Source organism: Fulvimonas sp. R45 (assembly GCF_030504985.1).
In the GTDB taxonomy this organism is placed as follows: Bacteria; Pseudomonadota; Gammaproteobacteria; order Xanthomonadales; family Rhodanobacteraceae; genus Rhodanobacter_A.
Window position 1 is genome coordinate 50,178 of the sequence record NZ_JASERU010000003.1, and the last position, 18,143, is coordinate 68,320.

The following is an 18,143-nucleotide window of genomic DNA, read 5'->3' on the forward strand; positions in this document are numbered from 1 at the left end:
ACTGGATCCCGGCCTACGCCGGGATGACGAGCAAAGGCATGCAAGGTTGACGCTTCGTGCGATGCCCAGGGATCGTGAATAAACTCTCAGGTCGTCGCCAGCAGGAACTGCTCGGCACTGCCCGGCCGCAGGCCGTCGGCGCGACCGGTGAAATAGCGCCGCGCCAGCTCGGCCGCCGGCACGATCTCCGCGTGGCGGAAGCCGGCTTCGCGCGCCAGCGCCAGCATCTGCGCCGGCGCGAGCAGGCTGAGGAAGGGCGTGCCGCTTGCTTGTGCGCCGCGCAGCGCGGCCTCGAAGCCGGCGCGCTCCTCCGGCTCGGCGCATTCCGGCGGCACGACGAAGGTCATCGCCAACGTCGAGCCCGGGGCGAAGGCCGCGATGTGGCGCAAGGTATCGGCGAGGGCCTCGTGGCTGAGGTACATGCTGACGCCCGTGCAGGCGACCACGGCGGGCCGCGCCGCATCGAAGCCCGCAGCCACCAGCCGCTCCGGCCAGCGCTCGCCGGCCTCGAAATCGACCGGCACGAAGCGCGGCCAGCCGGGCTCGGCCAGGCCCAGTTCCGCCAGGCGCCGGCGCTTCCATGCCTGCGTGCCGGGCTGGTCGATCTCGAACAGCGTCAGCCGCGAGGCCAGTTCCGGCCGGCGCTGGGCGAAGCTGTCCAGTCCGGCGCCGAGGATCACGTACTGGTCGACGCCATGGCCGGCCTGTTCCGCCGCCAGGTCCTCGACGAAACGCGCGCGCGCGACGATGCCGGCGCGGAAGGACCGTGTAAATCGCGGATCCATGTCGGGTCGCTGGCACCAGTCCGCTTCCGGCGCGGCAAGGCGCAGGCCGATTTCGTCCACCAGCACGTGCGGCGGCGGATCGGCCTGCACGTGCAGTGCACGCCACAAGGCCACGCGGATGGCGGTGCTGTCGGGTGTCGCGTCGTGTTCCATGGCGCCTCTCCTGCGCGGCCGTCCGGCGCTCAGCCCTTCGGCGCCTGCAGCCGCCACAGGCGGCCATCGGGATCGCGCACGATGGCCTCGCGGGTGCCCCAATGGGTGTCCGCGAAGGGCTCGGCCAGCACGACGCCCGGCCCGGGGCGGAACGCCTGCTCGTCGGCCACCTGCAGCACGGCCTGCATCTGCGGCGCCTGGTCGGCGGGCACTTCGGCGATGAACAGGTAGGGGCCGTCGCCGTTGCGCAGCTGGCCGGAGTGGTGGTCGGTCTCGAACTCCAGCGCATAGCCCAGCGACTGGAAGAACTTCGCCGCCTTGCCCCAGTTGTGGGTAGTCAGGTAGACGGCTTCGATGCCCCGGGTGCTCATGCTCGATCCTCCGATATGGGTGGTGGCTGGTGGGGTGCCTCGAGGTAGGCGCGCAACGCCTCGGCAACCAGCGCCGACAGCGACAGCTCGGCCTCGATGGCATGGTGCTTGACCTGCCGGATCAGGCCGACCGGCAGGTACACGTTGAACTGCTTGACGTCTTCGTCGCCCATGGACATAGCTTGCTAGCAATATAGCTTTGAGTCAAGCAAAGCGACGAAAAGGAAAATCTTCTTGACGTCATGTCAATAATAATTAACATCAAGTGCACCAAAACAAACTCAGAGGGAAAACCATGTCACCGTTCGAGAAGCGCGCCTGGCTGGCGCTGTGGAGCCAATGCCCGCCCTACATCGTCTATTTCCTGATCCAGGCGACCATGCCGCATGGGCTGACGTTCCTCGAGCGCATCGCCTGCCTCGCCGTCGTCGCCAGCGTGCATGCCATTGCCTACCTCGCCGGCCTGCTGGCGATGAAATGGCAGGAACGCGGCGAGCCGCTGCTGCTGGACGAACGCGACCGCGCCATCGACGGACGCGCCACCCGCACCGCCTACTTCGTGATGCTGGCCGGCCTGGTCGTGGTCGGCGTGGTGATGCCGTTCAGCGACAGCGGCTGGAAGCTCACCAACACCGCCCTGTTCGCCATCGTGCTGGCCGAGACGGTGCGCTACGCGCTGATCGTGGCGGGCTACCGCCGGAGGCCGCGCCTTGCCCGCTGAAGCACTGACCAACGAAGTGCGCCTGCTGCGCTTCCTGGCGCAGGACATGACCCAGGCCGAGCTGGGGCGGCGCGTGGGCCTCACCCGGCAGACCATCGCCGCGATCGAGCAGGGCCGCTACTCGCCGTCGCTGGAAGTGGCCTTCCGCATCGCCGACGTATTCGGCAAGCGGCTGGACGAGGTGTTCCACTGGAACCCCGGCGATGTCGCCGCTCCCGGCAAGGGACCATGACGTCCGCCTGCGTCGTGCTAGCCTCGCATGGCACGGGGCGCCGCCAACCGGCACGCGCCCCGTCGGCCCCGCCCCGCAGGAGATCGCCATGTCGCGCCTCGCCCTCGTGTTCGGCCTCGCCTCCCTCGCCGCCTGCCTGCCCACGGCGCTGCTCGCCCAGAACGGCATGGGCCGCATCGTCCAGGGCGTGGCGACCCTCGACAGGAACTTCGACATCGCCGACGCGAACCGCGACGGCAAGCTGAGCAAGGCCGAGGCGCAGGCCGGGCCGGTCGCGTTCATCGCCAGCCATTTCGACGCGATCGACGCCGGCCACACCGGCTTCGTCAGCAAGGCCGACGTGCACGCCTACATCGTGCGCATGCTGATGCGCTCGCAGCCGGCGCCGGCCTCGTCCGCCGGCAAGGCGCGGTAACGACGGCCCAAGGCCACGCACCGGTGCGCGGCCCTGGCGGTGGCGCGGCCGGAACCGGCTGCGCCCCTTCCCTCACCTGGCCTGCAGCGCGTTCATCGCCTGCTGCGCATCGGCATGCGCGGCGTCCAGCGTGGTGGCCTGCAGGCCATGCTCCGCACGCGACAGCGCGGCATCCAGGCGGCCCTCGGTGGCGGCGTCGCCCTTGGCGTCGGTGATCGCTCCCTGCCCCATGCCCTTGCACGGATTGCCGGCCTTGGCGTCGAAGCCCTGGCCGGACGGGCCGACCAGGCAGTTCACCACGTGGTGCAGGTGCAGTTGCGCCGTCTTCAGGTCGGCGGCGCCCAGCGCCATGCCGGCATGGGCGCTGGCGGTGGCGGCCTGCTTCGAGGCGGCCCCGCCGCTGTCCGCCGCCGAGGCACCCACGGGAAGCGCTGCAGCCAGCAGGAGCGCCGGCAGCCAGGAAACGACATGCTTGGCCATGACACGACTCCGCAACAGCGCGGCTTTCGCCGCAGTCCCCGCAGCATAGTCCCATGCGCCGCGCGGTTCGACTGCCGCGCGACGCCATGCACGGTTACTTCACGCGCGCGTAATCCAGCTTGACCGTCAGCACCTCGCGACCCGCGTGGCGCTCGTAGTACGCGTAGCTGAAATGGTCGGCGTCGGCGACCTGCAGCACCTCGCGCACCGGCACGCCGGATCCGTGCGCGCCGGGCACCGCACCGAGGAAGGTGCAGGCACGGCCGGCCGGGTCGCAATCGCCGTGGGCGATCACCACGCCACCGAAATTCACGTCCATCCACAGGCTGTCGTAACGGTGGGCCGCCGCGTCGTAGCCCAGGTAGCCCAGGCCGTGGAAGGGCTTGGCCGAATCGATCCACACCTCCTGCCGCAGGTGGCGCCCTTCGAGCACGCGGGTGAACACGGCCGTGCCGGTATCGACGGCCGGAGCCCTGGCCGGATCGGTCCAGAAGGACTGGCGCACGTTCCAGCGCCCCGCCAGCCAGTCGAGGCGCTGCGCCGGCGCGGCGTGCCCGCCGGCCGGCGCCGGACCGGTTTTCGTGATGGCCGCCCCTGCGCATGCGAAGGCGCCGGCGGTCAGGACAAGGGCGAGGGACAACAGGCGACGCTGGCGCATGGGGTGTTCCTGCGATGGGGAGGCGCCAGCGTGCGCGAAGGCACGCCATGCGTCCATGACCTCGCAGGTCATGCCGTCGCGGCGGCGTTTTCCTCTCGCGCCAGCCGGGCGCACACCGCCGCGGTGTGCGCATCGGCGGGAAACGCGCACTCGATGCGCAGTTCCTGCAGCGTCACGTCGTGCGGCATCGAGAAGGTGGTGATGGTCTCGAAGAAGCGCAGCCCGCCGGCGCGGCTGCGGAATTCCAGCGTGAGCACGGGCGCGGGCGCTTCGCCGTCGTGCGGACTGCCGAGCGCGGGCACGTCCGGGTAGCGCGCGATGTCCGCCAGCAGGCGGCGCGGCACGGGATCGGTGGGCGCGGCGGCCACCTGCGCATGCAGGTGATGCAGGAACTTCTCCGCCACCGCCGACCAGTTGACGATCACCGGACGGAAATCCCGCGGGTCGAACACCTGGTGCAACAGGTTGGCATGGCGACTTTCGCGGCCGTCCATCAGCAGCCGGTTCACGCGCGTCGCGGAGCCGTTGGCGGCCAGCACGTTCCATGCGCGGTCGAGCACGAAGGCGGGATACGGCTCCTGGTGCGCCAGGATCAGTTCCACCGCCTGGCGCATGCGCTCCAGCGCGGGCGCGGTCCAGTCGTGCTCGGCGTATTCCGGCGCATAGCCCGCGGCCAGCAGCAATGCGTTGCGCGCGCGCAGCGGCATGTCGAGCGCGGCGGCGATGCGGCCCAGCGCCTCGCGGCTGGGCCGGGCCTTGCCGGTCTCGACGCAGCTGAGGTGGCGGGTGGACATCTCCGCCGCCAGCGCCAGGTCGAGCTGGCTCTGGCGGCGCAGCGTGCGCCATTCGCGCAGCAGCCGGCCGAGCGGCGAAGGCGGACGTGCAGACGTATCAACCATGAGGAAACCCCGGGCAACCCACGTGCTCTTCTCCCTCTCCCCTCTGGGGAGAGGGCCGGGACGAGGGGCCAACCTCGCGGCAAGCCCGCCTTTGGAGACACTCCCGCGAGCACCCGCCCCTCACCTCGATCCTCTCCCCAAAGGGGAGAGGAAGCGAGAGCGCTACTTCCGCGCCGCGATGATCTGGTCGAGGTAGTCCGGCGTACCCGCGATGCGCTCCAGGTGCGGGTATTTCGGGCCGCCGTGGTAGTCCACCGGCACGGTCTGCACCTGGCCCTGGTACTTCAGCAGCAATGTGATCGGCGCACCGCCGCCCTTGGCCGCCGCGATCGCCTCCTTCAGCACGTCGCGCGAATAGGCCTGCCCGTTCACCGCCACCACGGTAGCGCCGGTGCTGACCCCCGCCTTGAAGGCGGGGCCGCCCCAGCGCACGTCGTTGATCTCACCGCTCTTGGTCAAAGTGAGCCCGATCGACCAAGCGAAGTTGTACATGTGGCGCGAGGATTCCGGCCGGCTGTCGTACTGCTTCTCGTACTCGCTGGGCTGGTCGGTGTAGACCAGCTTCCAGCCCGAGGCGGCGAGGCCGTCCAGCAGCGGCGGGTCCAGCGCGTCGGCGCGGGCACGCAGGAAGCCGGCCCAGTCGTACTTCGCCACGCCGTCCAGCGCGGCGACGACGTCGTCGAAGGCGTAGGGCCTGGTGACGAAGCTGCCATCGTCGACGCCGAAGAAAGCCTGCGCGAAATCGTCCAGCGATTTCCTGCCGTGGGTGAGCTGGCGCAGCTTGGCGTCCACCGACAGCCACAGCATCTGGCCGCCCGAGTAGTAGTCCTCGCTCATCTGCCAGCTGCGGTACGGCAGCGCCGAGCGGTGCGCCGCGGTGGCGTCGTTGGTGGTGTCCTCCAGCGTGCGCCACTGGAAGCCGGGGCGGTTGCGGTCGTAGTTGGCTGCCACCATCGCCAGCGCGTCGCGGAACTGCGCGGGCGTCCACAGGCCGGCGCGCGCGGTGAGCACGAAGCCCCAGTACTGCGTCTGGCCCTCGTACACCCACAGCAGCGAGTCGCCCATCGGCACGTTGAAGTTGGGCGTCCACAGGTCCGCCGGGCGGCGGAACTTGCCGTTCCACGAGTGCACGTATTCGTGCGCCAGCAGGTCGCGGTTGGGCGCGTTGGAAGCCCAGGCGGTGAAGTAGTCGGCACCCATGCCGTCCTCGCTGGACTGGTGGTGCTCCAGGCCGTTGCCGGCCAGTTCGTCGGAGAGCGAGAACAGGAAGTCGTAGTGGTCGTAGTGGTGCGAGCCGAACAGCTTCGCCGCCTGGGCCACCAGCGCGCGGTGTTCCTTCAACTGGTCGGGCGTCATCTCCAGGTACTTCGGCGCGTCGGCCACCACGTCCAGGTGCACCGGGGCCTGGCCGCCGGGGTTGAGGTCCACGCGCTTGAAATACTTGCCCGCGTACATCGGCGAATCGACCAGGGTGTTGTAGGTCACCGGCTTGAAGGTGGTGGTGGCGCCGGACTGCGAAGCCGTCTCGAGCGCGGTGCCGAACTGCCAGCCCTGCGGCAGCGTCACGTCGGGTGCGAAGGTGATGTCGCGGGTGTAGTGGCCGGCGGGATACAGCGACATCTTGTCCCATTCCAGCATCAGCATGCGGTCGGTCATCTCGTAGCCGCCGCGGCGGGGCGAGAGGTACTGGAAGTCGGCATCGAGGCTGGACACGCCCTGCGGCACGTCGAGGTGGAACGCGTAGACGTCGTACTTGTCGCGCGTCCACGCGACCGGCTTGCCGTTCGCGCTGAGCTTCAGCCCGGCCAGCATGGCGATCGGGCCGCTGGGCGAATGGTTGCCGGGGATCCACTCCGGGTACAGCAGGGTCAGCTTGCCCGCCTGCACCGGGATCGTCTCGTGCACGCGGAAGATGCCCTGCCGCGTATCGCTGGCATCGACGTGGATGGCGATGGTGCCGGGGTACGGCGTGTCCTGCGGCGCCGGCACCCGGGTGCTGCGCGATACCTGCGCACCGGCCGTGCCGGCGGCGAGCGCCAGCGACAAGGCCAGGGCAAGCCGCGTGGCGACCGGTCGGGCGAGCGTGGTGATGGACATGGCGGACTCCGCAGCGGATGGAATCCGCCCAACTTAACACCGCACCGCGGCGCGCGAGGGGTGACTTTCGTCACCCCCGTCGCGTCGTCGCGGATACGCCCGAATGCAGGCCCATCGGCCGATCCGATACCATTTGCGCACCCATCAGGCGGCCCGCGCCTGCCGCATGCGCCGTCGCCCGCCTTCCCTTCCGCCCACGGAACCGCATCGCCATGACGTCTTCGCGCCTCGAGATCACCCGCCCCGACGACTGGCACCTGCACCTGCGCGACGGCGCCGCGCTGGGTTCGGTGGTGGCCGACACCGCGCGGCAGTTCGGCCGCGCCATCGTGATGCCGAACCTCAAGCCGCCGGTGGCCACGCTGGTCCAGGCCGAGGCGTACCGCGGGCGCATCCTCGCCGGCCTGCCGGTGGACACGCGCTTCCAGCCGCTGATGACGCTGTACCTCACCGAGGCCACCACGCCCGACGAGATCGCCCGCGCCAAGGCCAGCGGCATCGTGTTCGCGGTGAAGTACTACCCCGCCGGCGCCACCACCAACTCGCAGGCCGGCGTGCGCGACCTGGCCCACGTCTACCCCGTGCTGGAGGCGATGGAACGGCACGGCCTGCCGCTGCTGATGCACGGCGAGGTCACCGACCCGGCGGTGGACATCTTCGACCGCGAGCATGCGTTCATCGAGCGCCACCTGATCCCGCTGCGCGCCCGTTTCCCGCAGCTGCGCATGGTGCTGGAACACATCACCACCCGCGCCGCGGTGGAGTTCATCCGCGAAGCGCCGGCCCACGTCGGCGCCACCATCACCGCGCACCACCTGCTGCTCAACCGCAACGCGATCTTCGCCGGCGGCGTCCGCCCGCACCATTACTGCCTGCCGGTGCTGAAGCGCGAGACGCACCGCCAGGCGCTGCTGGAGGCGGCCACCGGCGGCGACCCGCACTTCTTCCTCGGCACCGACAGCGCGCCGCATGCGCGCGAGGCGAAGGAAGCCGCCTGCGGCTGCGCCGGCATCTACACCGCGCACGCCGCCATCGAGCTGTACGCCGAGGCCTTCGAACAGGCCGGCCGGCTGGACCGGCTGGAAGCCTTCGCCAGCTTCCACGGCGCGGACTTCTACGGCCTTCCGCGCAACCGCGACCGGATCACGCTGGTGCGCACGCCCTGGACCGTGCCCGAATCCCTGCCCTTCGCCGACAGCACCTGCATCCCGTTCCGCGCCGGCGAAAGCATCGCGTGGTCGATCGCGGGCGGATAGCACGCGCGTCTTTAGAGCCTCCAGGTACGGCCTTAAAGGATGAAGGCCGGGCCGCTTGCACGAAAGCATGGCGAGAAGACGACTTCATTCCGGGCGGTGACAGCCTAGCCAGCTCGTCATCCCGGCGCAGGCCGGAGGCGCTTTTCAACAGACGAAGGTCTTCATCCAGTAACGACCACGCTCACTCAAGCCGCACGGCGACTGGATTCCGGCCTGCGCCGGAATGACGAGCCAGAGCCGGTGCCGGCACATGTCATGCACAGCCACGAGTATTCGAAATCTTCTGGACAGAAGTGTGCTTTCGCAGGATGACGCTTCGCAGGCAGGTCCGGCGATTTTGAATAGGCCCTAACGCACGCCGAGGCGTCGGCCGGCCAGCCGGATATGCCGCGTCCGCCCCAGCAGGCTGTGCACCAGCAGCACCTCGCCCGCCGGCCACTCGACCGGCGCGATCGCCTCGAACGGCATCGTCGCCTTGCCGTAGGCCACGGTCATGTGCGGTACGAAGGAACCGCCCGTGCAGCGGTTCAGTCCGCAGCTGCGCAGGCGATCGGCGAGTTGCGCATGCAAGGCATGCAGGGCCGCGTTGCCCGCTTCCGCGGCGAACACCAGCGGACTCCTGGCACGCCGGTTGCCGAAGCTGCCGACGCGGTCGAAGCGGATCGCGAACGGCTCGGCCTTCACTCCCGCGAGCGCCCCGGCGGCGCGATCCGCCAGCCCGGGCGGCAGGCCGGCGTAATCGCCGAGGTGGAACAGCGTGACGTGCAGGCGCATGGCCTCCACCGCGCCGGCGCCCAGCCGGTGCCGGGCCAGGAAGTCGCCGGCCAGCGCCGCCAGCCGCGCGGCGTGCGGCGGGTCGGGGAACACGGCGAGGAACAGCCGGTCGGTGGGCTGTGCCGGTTCGAGGCCGGGCAGCGATCCCTGGTTGGACATGGATGTTTCCTAATGGCGGAAGTGCCCCGCAGGCACGACGACGGTGCGGCTACCCGCGCGCCTTCTCCACGGCATCCGCCGACACCTGCGCCTCGAGGCCGCAGGCGAATCGTTGCAGCAGGCCCACCAGCGTGTCGACCTCCGACTCGCTCCAGTCGGCGAACAGCGCGCGGGCCATGCGTTCGCGCGCCGCGTCCAGCGCATCCGTCATCGCCTTGCCCTTGCGCGTGACGACGACCGCCCGCACGCGGGCGTCGTGTCCATCCGCGCGCCGCTCGACCAGGCCCTGGCGCTCCAGCCGGCCCACCTGGCGGCTGACCGTGGTGTAGTCCCGCCCGCCCCGGTTGGCCAGCTCGACGATGCCGATCGGCCCGAACCGCTCGACCATCACCAGCAGCGGAAACAGCGCCCCGTCCAGCGCGATGCCGGCCTCGCGGACCAGGCGCTCGTCCACGTCCGGCCGGTTCATCACGCTGGCCATGCGGATCAGCGCATCGTGCAGCGCGCGGATGCGCGGCGATATATGTGCATGTTGCACATTTTTCTTCGTGGCCATACGATGCCCTCCAATACGTGCATTTTACACATAAATGGAGGACCCCATGAATGCCACGAACGTCGATGTCCTGATCTGCGGTGCCGGCGCGGCCGGCCTCACCCTCGCCATCGACCTGGCGCGCCGCGGCGTCGCCTTCCGGCTGGTCGAAAAGCGCGACACACCCTTCCACGGCTCGCGCGGCAAGGGCCTCCAGCCCAGGACGCTGGAGGTGTTCGAGGACCTGGGCCTGCTCGACCGCATCCGCGCTTTCGGCGGCCCCTACCCGCCGCAGCGCGCGCACCGCGCCGACGGCGGCCACGTCGATTCGCCCACGGTCGAGGAAGCAGCCGCCACGCCGGCCGAACCTCATGCGCTGCCCTGGATGGTGCCGCAGTTCGTCACCGAACGGATCATGCGCGAGCGCCTCGATGGGCTGGGCCGGCACCCGCAGTTCGGCTGCGAGCTCGTGGCCCTGCAGCAGGACGCCGATGGCGTGATGGCGTCGCTCGCCGGCCCCGACGGTCCGGAGACCGTGCGCGCGCGCTACCTCGTCGGCGCCGACGGCGGACGCAGCTTCGTGCGGCAGGCGCTCGGCATCGGCTTCCCGGGCACGACGCTGGGCGTGCGCGGCCTGGTCGCCGACGTGCACCTGGCCGGCCTGGACCGCGACGCCTGGCACCGCTTCGGCGAGGGCTCGATGCAACGACAGATCGGCTTCTGCCCGCTGGCCGGCACGGAACTGTTCCAGATCCAGGCGGCGGTGCCGCTCGAGGGCGAGATCGACCTGTCGCGCGAAGGCCTGCAGGCCATGGTTGCCGAACGGACCGGACGCGAGGACATCCGCATCGACGCGGTGGCCTGGGCTTCCGCCTTCCGCATGAACGCCCGGCTCGCCGACCGCTACCGGGCCGGCCGTGTGCTGCTGGCGGGCGACGCCGCGCACACGCATCCGCCGACCGGCGGCCAGGGCCTGAACACCAGCGTGCAGGACGCCTACAACCTGGGCTGGAAACTCGCCGCCGTGCTGGCCGGCGCGCCGGACGCCCTGCTCGACAGCTACGAGGCGGAACGACGCCCCGTCGCCGAAAGCGTGCTCGGCCTGTCGACCCGGCTGCTCGACGCCGCCCGGCAAGGCGACAACCGCCGCGGCCGCGAGGCGCGCCAGCTCGACCTGGGCTATCCGGGCTCGCCGCTCGCCCTGGAAGACCCGGCGCGGACGCATGGCCTGCGGGCCGGCGACCGCGCACCCGATGCGCCGATCCATCGCGCCACGGGCGCGCCGACCCGGCTGTTCGAGTTGTTCAAGGGGCCGCACTGGACCCTGCTGGGCCGTGACGTCGACCGCACCACGGTGCCGCCGCACCCGCAACTGCGCGTGCATGCCTTCGGCGCACACGGCGACGTGGTGGACACGCACGGCCACGTCCGTGATGCCTATGCGATGAAACCGGGCGACTGGGTGCTCGTGCGCCCGGATGGATACCTCGGCGCCTTCGTCGCCGGTGATCGGTGCGAAGCCCTGCATGCCCAGCTTCGCCTCGTCGGCATCGACGTAGGTGGCTGCCCCGTGTAGCACACGCCACACCACGCTTTCGCTTGTCATGCCTTTGCTCGTCATACCGGCGCAGGCCCATGGCTGTCCGGAATATCTCCTGCCGCTGGATGAGCTCCTCCCCCTGCTTGCAGGGGGAGGTTGGGAGGGGGGCACGCTTTGGCTTTCAAGCCAAAAGCCCCCCTCCCCAACCCTCCCCAACCCTCCCCTGCACAGTGTTTAGCCCGGACACAACACAGGGGAGGGAGCTGCCCCGCTCCCCCTTCGAAGCAGACGGCCGTCTTGCCCGCACGCCTGTTTGCCCATCTTCGACGAAGCTCTTGACTGGCATCGACACCTATTCCGGACAGCCGTGGGCCTGCGCCGGGATGACGAGCGAGTGCCGGGATGACGATACGGACGGCCCTCCGAACAGGCTCTGATATCCTTCCGCCCCGCACCGCTTCCCGTCACGCAGCGGCCTGCCCCACTTCAGGAGACGGCCCGCCGTGCCCCACGATCCCGGTCCCCTGTTCACCCACCCCGTCGCCGAGGCGCTGCTGGCCGCGCACGATGCCGGCGCGGCCGAATGGCGCGGCTCGCTGGACCTGGGGCGCTCGAACGTCACCGTTTTGCTGCAAGCGGAGGCCTGGCTGCACGACGGCCGGCGCTATCCCTACCCGCCCAGGCTGAAGGACCGCACGATCTACCACTGGGACGGCGAAACGTTCGCCCCCGTGTCGCGCTATTCCGGCGCGCTGATCAAGCTGGTACCCACCGCGTGGGGCGCGCCCACCTTCGAGATCGACGGCATCAAGATGCTGCCCACGTCGAAGGCATCGCCCGTCGCGGACGCGCAGCGCAAGGTGGCGCTGGTGGAGCCGCGCGGCAAGGTGGTGCTCGACACCTGCGGCGGCCTGGGCTACTTCGCCGCCTGCTGCCTGGACGCCGGCGCGGCGCGCATCCATTCCTTCGAGAAGAACGCCGACGTGCTGTGGCTGCGCACGCTCAATCCGTGGTCGCCCGACCCCGACGCGCCCGCCAGCGACGGCCGCCTCGTTCTGGCGCACGCCGACGTGTCGCAGGCCATCGCGCAATTCGCCGACGCCTCGGTGGACGCGCTGCTGCACGATCCGCCGCGCTTCGGCATCGCCGGGGAACTGTACTCGCTGGACTTCTACCGCCAGCTCGCCCGCGTGCTGCGCCGCGGCGGCCGCCTGTTCCACTACACCGGCAGCCCCAACAAGCTCACCAGCGGCCGCGACGTGCCGCGCGAAGTGGCGAAGCGGCTGGAACAGGCCGGCTTCAAGGCGCAGCCGGCGCTGGACGGAGTGCTGGCGGTGCGGCGCTGAGAGCCTGTCCAAGATCTCCCCGTAACTCGCGTTGCCTTGGTCTGCGCGCAAACAGCCCGGCGCAAGCTGCCTGGAGATCGTGAACAGGCTCTGAGGGTTTGCGAGTCCTTCAAACGCCCGGCCTGCCGCAGGTGACCGATGAAGGTTCCACAGGACATGGAAGTCTCCGCCGGCTCCGGCGCCATACGTCACAGGTGGCGCCGCACGGCATCCGGCAGCGGCAAGCCCTCGTCGCAGGCATCGGCGACGACCCGGTCGCGGCCGCGCCGCTTGGCCGCGTACAGCGCGGCGTCCGCGCGCGCGAACAGCTCGTCGGCGTCGTAGCCACGCTGCGGATCGGCCTGCGCCACGCCGAGGCTGAGCGTGAGGCCGGGAACCGGCGGCTTCGCCTGCGGCGCGCGCGAAGCCACCGCGGCACGCAGGGCGTCGGCCAGCGCCACGGCCTGCGCCGTACCGCTGCCGCCGCAGGCGATCATGAACTCGTCGCCGCCGAAGCGGCCGAACAGGTCGTCGCTCACCAGGTGCTCGCGGGCCACGCCCACCACCAGCGCCAGCGCCGCGTCACCGGCCTGGTGGCCGTGGCGGTCGTTGATCTGCTTGAAGTGGTCGAGGTCGAACACGATCAGGCAGAGCGGCTGCCGGTACTTCGCCAGGTGGTCGATGCGCGCGCGCAGTTCGGTGGCGAACGCCTGCCGGTTGAGCGTACCGGTGAGCGGATCGTGCATCGACAGGTAGTGCAGCTTCTCCGAGCGCTGCCGCAGCTGGTCGTGGGCGGACTTCAGGGAACGCTGCTGGCGCGCCAGCTGGTCGGCCTGCCGCCGCAGCTGCCACGCGCGGCGCACCGAGGCCCACCAGGCCAGCAAGGCCACGCCCAGCGCCGGCAGCAGCAGCCAGGCCAGCGAGTGCGGCCTGGAAGGCGGCGGCGCGGCGTCCGCCGCGGCCGGAGACGACGGCGCAGCCGTGGCGACCCGGGCCGCCCCCTGCGTCGCGGGTGGATCGGCCGGTGCGGCGGCAACCGTCACCGCCGGTGCCGGCACGGGCGCGGCGAGCGTGTCGTCCACGGCGGCCGGTTCGGGGGTCGCCGGCACTATCCGTGCCGGCACCGGCAACATGACCGGCGCCGGTGGAAGTTCCGCGCCATCCGCCGGCCGAGGCGGCGGCCAGTCCGGCACGCCACGCGGCGGCGGCGGCGGCGGCAGGCCGCGAGGCGGCGGAAATGGCGCGCCAGGCGGCGGGCGGGGACGCGGGCCGCCCGCGCCGGGACGCTGCTGCGCGCAGGCCGGATGCACCGCCCCCCACGCCAGCACCAGCAGCGCCAGCACCCGGCCAGTCCGAAAAGTAGCCACGCCCACCCCCTGTCCGACGGCGCACTCTACCCCGAACGCGGCCGGGTTCAACCGGCTGGCCGGCGCATCCGGAGTTCCCGCGGAACGGGGCCGCCAGCGTGCGCCGGTCAGGCCGCGAGGAGCGCGCCGGTTCGGCGCTTCACCCCGCCGCCTGTTTCACCAGCGCGGCGATGCGCTTTTCCACGGCGGCGTTCCACTCCTTCAGCGCGAACGCGGTCGGCCACATGGCGCCATCGTCCAGTCGCGCCTTGTCGTTGAAGCCGAACGTCGCGTACCGGTCCTTGAACTTGTGCGCGGGACGGAAGTAGCAGACGACCTTGTCATCCAGCGCGTAGGCCGGCATGCCGTACCAGGTCTTCGGCGCCAGCGCCGGCGCGCTGGCCGCCACGACGGCATGCAGCCGCGTCGCCATGCCGCGGTCCGGCTCCGGCATCGCCTTCACCGCCGCGAGCAGCTCGGCTTCGCCGGCGGCCCGGCTCTTGTTCGCGCGCGCCTCAGCCTTCAGCTCGCGGGTGCGCTCGCGCATCGCGGCGCGTTCCTCGGCGGTGAACGTTCCCGCGGCCTGGCCGGCGGCGCCGCCGGTTTTTCGCGCGCTCTTCTTCGCTGGTGGATTCATGGTTTCCTCGTGGATCGGGTTCGATGCCGCCGACACTATGCCGTCGGGACGGGTGCGGATGCACGGCTTTCGCCACCCCGGTGGCCCGGCACGGCGTGGGCGCGGCCCTGCCATGCTAGGCCCGGAGCCGCGGCGGGCGCTTCTCGATTCCTGATCGCCCGTGGATGCATCGCTCCCGGCCTCGCGCGTCCGGTCAGTCCGGGAACCGGACGACCGCGTTCTCGGCCGGCCACTCGCCGTGGCGCCGCCCGGCTTCGTCCTTGTGCCTCGGCGTCCAGCCCGCCTTGCCGAGCTTGCCCAGGTCGTCGTAGCGGCCCAGCAGGTCGAACGCGTCGAGTGTGAACGGGCGCCCTTCCGAGCCGACCGTGGACGGCCCGTCGGCCACGTGGAAGTGCAGGTGCGGGCCGGTGGACGCGCCGGTGAAGCCCAGCTTGCCGAGCACGTCGCCCCGGTGCACGCGCTGCCCCGGAGCGACAACCACGCTGCCGGGCCGCAGGTGTTCGTAGAACGCGTAGCGGCCGTCGCGCAGGCGCATCGCCACGTAGTTGCCGGCGTCCTCTGCCAGGGCGTGCCTCGGGTTGCCGGACACGCTGGCGGATTCGGCCATGCCGTCGCGGACGGCGACCACGGTGGCGTCGGCCACGGCCAGCACGTCGGCGCCGTAACCCAGCCAGTGGCCCGGCACGTCCGGATCGCCCTGCGCAACGTGGCCCGCGGCGTCGACGCGGATCCAGTCGACGGCGAAACGCCCCGGGATCCGCGCCTTGCCGCCGACCGTGTTGAAGACGCGGCGATGGCCGTGCGCCCAGGCGGCGGCATGGATCGCGACCCACGGTCCTCCGCGGAGCGGCGGACCCAGCGCGGTTCCGGACGCATACGACACCGCCGCGCGCGCGCCCCTCACCACGCCCGGCTCCGTGTCCGGCGGCGCCGCATACGTCACCACGTGCCCGACCGTCCGCGGCCGCTGGCCACGTGCCAACCATTCGGCATAGACCACGGCGCGCCGCCCCGGCGGAACGACGGCATCCCGCACGGCCGTCGGCGAGCCGACGATCGCCAGCCGCTGCGCCAGTGCCTTGCCCGCGAAGCTCGCCAGCACGTTCCCGTCCTGCGCATCCACCACGTCGATCCGCTCGAGCCGCAGCGGCTCCGTCGTGAAATTGCTCAGGTGCAGTTCCTCGAACACCTGCGTTCCGGCGTCCGTCGTTGCCGCGTGCGGCGCGTCGAGGACGCGCAGGTCGAACGACTGCCGCAACTGTTCCGGGTCGCTTCCCCATGCGGCGCAGGCCACCAACGCCAGGCATGCGGGCAGTGCGCTGGTCAGAATTCTCATCGGCCGCTCCCGGTTCGGAATCCGCCACGCTGCACCAGGCCCCCGCCCGGGTCCAACGGGCCGGGGACGAGGCCGGCGTAGCGCGTGACGAGCGGCGCCGTCGAAGGGATGAAAGCAGCGGAGCCGGAGCGGGACGGCACGCGCGCCCCCGTGCCATGCGGCGCCCTCGGCGGCCCAGGCCGCGCCGATGCGGTACATCACGCTGGCATGCAGGAGGCCCGCCGACCCTATCGCCCCACCCCGCGCGCGCCCGCAACGCCGCATTTCCAGGGGCGGGAGCCGCGGGGTTTGCCCAGGTAACGGGCCGGCGGCACGATAGACCGTGATAGGTTGCCTGCGCTTCCATTCTCACGAGGATCCCCGGGACATGAAAAAAGCCGCCCTTGGCCCCGCATTCGTTTCGCTCGCCTGCCTCCTCTCGGCCCCCGCGTTCGCGTCGCCCCCGGCGGGCCAGGATTCGGCGAAGGTCACGCCCGACATGATCCAGACCGCATCGGACATCCCGGCCGACTGGAAGCAGCCGGAGGGCAACTTCGACTACGTCAAGCGCGAGGTGATGATCCCGATGCGCGACGGCGTGAAGCTGCACACCGTGATCCTGATTCCCAAGGGCGCGCACGACCTGCCGATGCTGCTGGAACGCACGCCCTACAACGCCGGCGGCTTCGTGAGGAACAACAGCCCGCACATGGCCGACGCGGTGTGGTCGGGCGACAAGGACTGGGCCGACGGCAGCTACATCCTGGTGTGGCAGGACGTGCGCGGCAAATACGGTTCGGAGGGCAAGTACATCATGACGCGCCCGCCGATGGGCCCGCTCAACCCGACCACCACCGACGACACCACCGACGCCTGGGACACCATCGACTGGCTGGTGAAGAACCTCAAGGCGTCGAACGGCAAGGTCGGCATGATCGGCTCGTCCTACGATGGCTGGACCGTCGCCATGGCCCTGCTCCACCCGCACCCCGCGCTGAAGGTGGCGGCGCCGGAAAGCCCGATGATCGATGGCTGGATGGGCGACGACTGGTACCACTACGGCGCCCTGCGCCAGGTGAACCTCGACTACTTCACCGGCCAGATGACGAAGAAAGGCGCGGGCGAGGAAGTGCCGCGCGAGAACTATGACGACTACACCAACTTCCTCGAAGCCGGCTCCGCCGGCGACTACGCGGTGGTCCACGGCTTCAGGCAACTGCCGTGGTGGAACCGCTTCTCGGCGCACCCCGCCTATGATGCGTTCTGGCAGCTGCAGGCGCTCGACAGGCTGCTCCCCGAGCATCCCTCCAGCGTGCCGACGATGTGGCTGCAGGGCCTGTGGGACCAGGAGGACATCTACGGCGCCGTGCACGCCTGGGAGGCGCTGGACAAGGCCGGCCACGGCGCCAACAACCACCTGGTGATCGGCCCGTGGTGGCACAGCCAGATCAACCGCGACGGCTGGCACATGGGTCCGCTCAAGTGGCCCGGCAACACCACCGCCGAGTTCCGCCGGCAGGTGATGATCCCCTGGTTCAACCACTACCTGCGCGGCACACCGCTGGCCCGGCCGCTGCCCGAGGCGATGATCTACAACCCGGTGGAGAAGCGCTGGGACCGCTTCGCGCACTGGAAACCGGCCAGCGAACAGTCGCTCACCCCGCTCTACCTGCAGGCGGACATGGGGCTGGGCTTCCAGCAGCCGGCCGGCGGCAGCGACAGCGACAGCTACGTCTCCGACCCGGCCAAGCCGGTGCCCTACCTGCCGCGCCCGATACCGCAGAAGAACGACCGCTGGCGCACCTGGCTGGTGCAGGACCAGCGCTTCGTGGTGGATCGTCCCGACGTGCTGTCCTACACCACGCCGGTGCTGGAGAAGACCGTCGCCATCCAGGGCGCGCCGATCGCCGACCTCTTCGCCAGGACCACCGGTACCGACGGCGACTTCGTGGTCAAGCTGATCGACGTCTACCCCGGCACCGACCCCACCGATCCCGCGATGGGCGGCTACGAGCTGCCGGTGGCGCTGGACATCTTCCGCGGGCGCTACCGCAAGAGCTTCTCCGACCCGTCGCCGATCCCCGCGAACACGGTGCAGGAATACAGGTTCCGGCTGCCCACGGTGAACTACGAGTTCAAGCCCGGCCACCGCATCATGGTGCAGATCCAGTCCACCCTGTTCCCGCTCTACGACCGCAACCCGCAGACGTACGTGCCGAACATCCTGTTCGCCAAGCCCGCGGACTACCGGAAGGCGACGGTGACGATCGAGCACGGGCCCGATGGGCGCAGCGCGGTGCTGCTGCCGGTGGTGGCGGCAAGCGGGCACTGACCGACAGCGATACCCACGAAGGTCCAGCCAGTGAGGACAAGGCCCGGCCGCACATCCCGTGCGGGCCTGGCTTCTCTTTTGCAGCCCGTGGCTGCACTACCGCGGTACGGTGG

At 70.7% G+C, this 18,143-nt stretch carries 19 protein-coding genes; 7 read left to right on the forward strand and 12 right to left on the reverse strand.

All coding sequences use genetic code 11. From position 1 onward, the window contains the following. Positions 1-86: 86 nt before the first annotated feature. From QMK61_RS03325 to QMK61_RS03335, 3 genes are read right to left on the reverse strand one after another with little or no spacing between them, the layout of a single operon-like run. Positions 87-938, reverse strand: a complete 852-nt coding sequence (locus QMK61_RS03325; RefSeq protein WP_302070401.1) for a class I SAM-dependent methyltransferase — start codon at positions 936-938, stop codon at positions 87-89. Between the two features lie 29 nt (positions 939-967). Then, positions 968-1,309 carry a hypothetical protein gene (locus tag QMK61_RS03330; RefSeq protein ID WP_302070402.1) on the reverse strand — a complete coding sequence of 114 codons (342 nt, stop codon included), beginning with the start codon at positions 1,307-1,309 and terminating at the stop codon, positions 968-970. Beyond that, entirely contained in the window at positions 1,306-1,482 is a 177-nt protein-coding gene (locus QMK61_RS03335) for a CopG family transcriptional regulator (RefSeq protein ID WP_302070403.1), read from the reverse strand. Before QMK61_RS03335 ends, QMK61_RS03330 begins: the two co-directional genes overlap by 4 nt. A gap of 122 nt (positions 1,483-1,604) precedes the next feature. Between QMK61_RS03335 and QMK61_RS03340 the strand changes: the two genes are divergently transcribed. The 3 genes from QMK61_RS03340 (at position 1,605) to QMK61_RS03350 (ending at position 2,677) form a co-directional block, all read left to right on the forward strand. Continuing rightward, positions 1,605-2,030, forward strand: coding sequence for a hypothetical protein (locus QMK61_RS03340; protein WP_302070404.1), 426 nt, complete (start codon positions 1,605-1,607; stop codon positions 2,028-2,030). Continuing rightward, the gene (locus QMK61_RS03345; RefSeq protein WP_302070405.1) at positions 2,020-2,262 is read left to right on the forward strand and encodes a helix-turn-helix transcriptional regulator; all 243 of its coding nucleotides are present in this window, start codon (positions 2,020-2,022) and stop codon (positions 2,260-2,262) included. Before QMK61_RS03340 ends, QMK61_RS03345 begins: the two co-directional genes overlap by 11 nt. A gap of 88 nt (positions 2,263-2,350) precedes the next feature. Further along, complete coding sequence (locus QMK61_RS03350) at positions 2,351-2,677, forward strand: EF-hand domain-containing protein (RefSeq protein WP_302070406.1); 327 nt, start codon at positions 2,351-2,353, stop codon at positions 2,675-2,677. 72 nt (positions 2,678-2,749) lie between these two features. Here the strand turns inward: QMK61_RS03350 and QMK61_RS03355 are convergent, their stop codons facing one another. The 4 genes from QMK61_RS03355 to QMK61_RS03370 form a co-directional block, all read right to left on the reverse strand. Continuing rightward, positions 2,750-3,157 carry a hypothetical protein gene (locus QMK61_RS03355; RefSeq protein ID WP_302070407.1) on the reverse strand — a complete coding sequence of 136 codons (408 nt, stop codon included), beginning with the start codon at positions 3,155-3,157 and terminating at the stop codon, positions 2,750-2,752. A 94-nt stretch (positions 3,158-3,251) separates the two neighbouring features. Next, positions 3,252-3,815, reverse strand: a complete 564-nt coding sequence (locus QMK61_RS03360; protein ID WP_302070408.1) for a DUF1579 family protein — start codon at positions 3,813-3,815, stop codon at positions 3,252-3,254. A gap of 68 nt (positions 3,816-3,883) precedes the next feature. After that, a complete protein-coding gene (locus QMK61_RS03365) occupies positions 3,884-4,714 on the reverse strand; it encodes a helix-turn-helix transcriptional regulator (RefSeq protein ID WP_302070410.1) in 831 nt (276 codons plus the stop codon). A gap of 162 nt (positions 4,715-4,876) precedes the next feature. Next, the gene (locus tag QMK61_RS03370; RefSeq protein ID WP_302070411.1) at positions 4,877-6,811 is read right to left on the reverse strand and encodes a peptidase M61; all 1,935 of its coding nucleotides are present in this window, start codon (positions 6,809-6,811) and stop codon (positions 4,877-4,879) included. 212 nt (positions 6,812-7,023) lie between these two features. On the opposite strand from QMK61_RS03370, the gene pyrC reads away from it, so the two are divergent. Further along, positions 7,024-8,067 carry a dihydroorotase gene (pyrC, locus tag QMK61_RS03375; RefSeq protein WP_302070412.1) on the forward strand — a complete coding sequence of 348 codons (1,044 nt, stop codon included), beginning with the start codon at positions 7,024-7,026 and terminating at the stop codon, positions 8,065-8,067. A gap of 348 nt (positions 8,068-8,415) precedes the next feature. Here pyrC and QMK61_RS03380 read toward each other — a convergent pair whose 3' ends face one another. Beyond that, positions 8,416-9,000 carry a 2'-5' RNA ligase family protein gene (locus QMK61_RS03380; protein WP_302070413.1) on the reverse strand — a complete coding sequence of 195 codons (585 nt, stop codon included), beginning with the start codon at positions 8,998-9,000 and terminating at the stop codon, positions 8,416-8,418. Between the two features lie 49 nt (positions 9,001-9,049). Then, positions 9,050-9,538, reverse strand: coding sequence for a MarR family winged helix-turn-helix transcriptional regulator (locus QMK61_RS03385; protein WP_302070414.1), 489 nt, complete (start codon positions 9,536-9,538; stop codon positions 9,050-9,052). 64 nt (positions 9,539-9,602) lie between these two features. On the opposite strand from QMK61_RS03385, the gene QMK61_RS03390 reads away from it, so the two are divergent. Then, entirely contained in the window at positions 9,603-11,111 is a 1,509-nt protein-coding gene (locus tag QMK61_RS03390) for an FAD-dependent oxidoreductase (RefSeq protein WP_302070415.1), read from the forward strand. 467 nt (positions 11,112-11,578) lie between these two features. Beyond that, positions 11,579-12,421, forward strand: a complete 843-nt coding sequence (locus QMK61_RS03395) for an SAM-dependent methyltransferase (RefSeq protein WP_302070416.1) — start codon at positions 11,579-11,581, stop codon at positions 12,419-12,421. Positions 12,422-12,609: 188 nt separating this feature from the next. Here the strand turns inward: QMK61_RS03395 and QMK61_RS03400 are convergent, their stop codons facing one another. The 3 genes from QMK61_RS03400 to QMK61_RS03410 all read right to left on the reverse strand — a co-directional run bounded on the left by QMK61_RS03400 (position 12,610) and on the right by QMK61_RS03410 (position 15,719). Then, positions 12,610-13,482, reverse strand: coding sequence for a GGDEF domain-containing protein (locus QMK61_RS03400; RefSeq protein WP_302070418.1), 873 nt, complete (start codon positions 13,480-13,482; stop codon positions 12,610-12,612). A gap of 424 nt (positions 13,483-13,906) precedes the next feature. Continuing rightward, positions 13,907-14,383 (reverse strand): hypothetical protein, encoded by a 477-nt coding sequence (locus tag QMK61_RS03405; RefSeq protein ID WP_302070419.1) that lies wholly within the window; start codon positions 14,381-14,383, stop codon positions 13,907-13,909. Between the two features lie 193 nt (positions 14,384-14,576). Next, positions 14,577-15,719 (reverse strand): M23 family metallopeptidase, encoded by a 1,143-nt coding sequence (locus tag QMK61_RS03410; protein WP_302070420.1) that lies wholly within the window; start codon positions 15,717-15,719, stop codon positions 14,577-14,579. Positions 15,720-16,086: 367 nt separating this feature from the next. Here QMK61_RS03410 and QMK61_RS03415 point away from each other — a divergent pair, with 367 nt between their 5' ends. Next, on the forward strand, positions 16,087-18,030 hold the full coding sequence (locus QMK61_RS03415) for a CocE/NonD family hydrolase (protein ID WP_302070422.1): 1,944 nt from the start codon (positions 16,087-16,089) through the stop codon (positions 18,028-18,030). Positions 18,031-18,143: the final 113 nt, after the last annotated feature.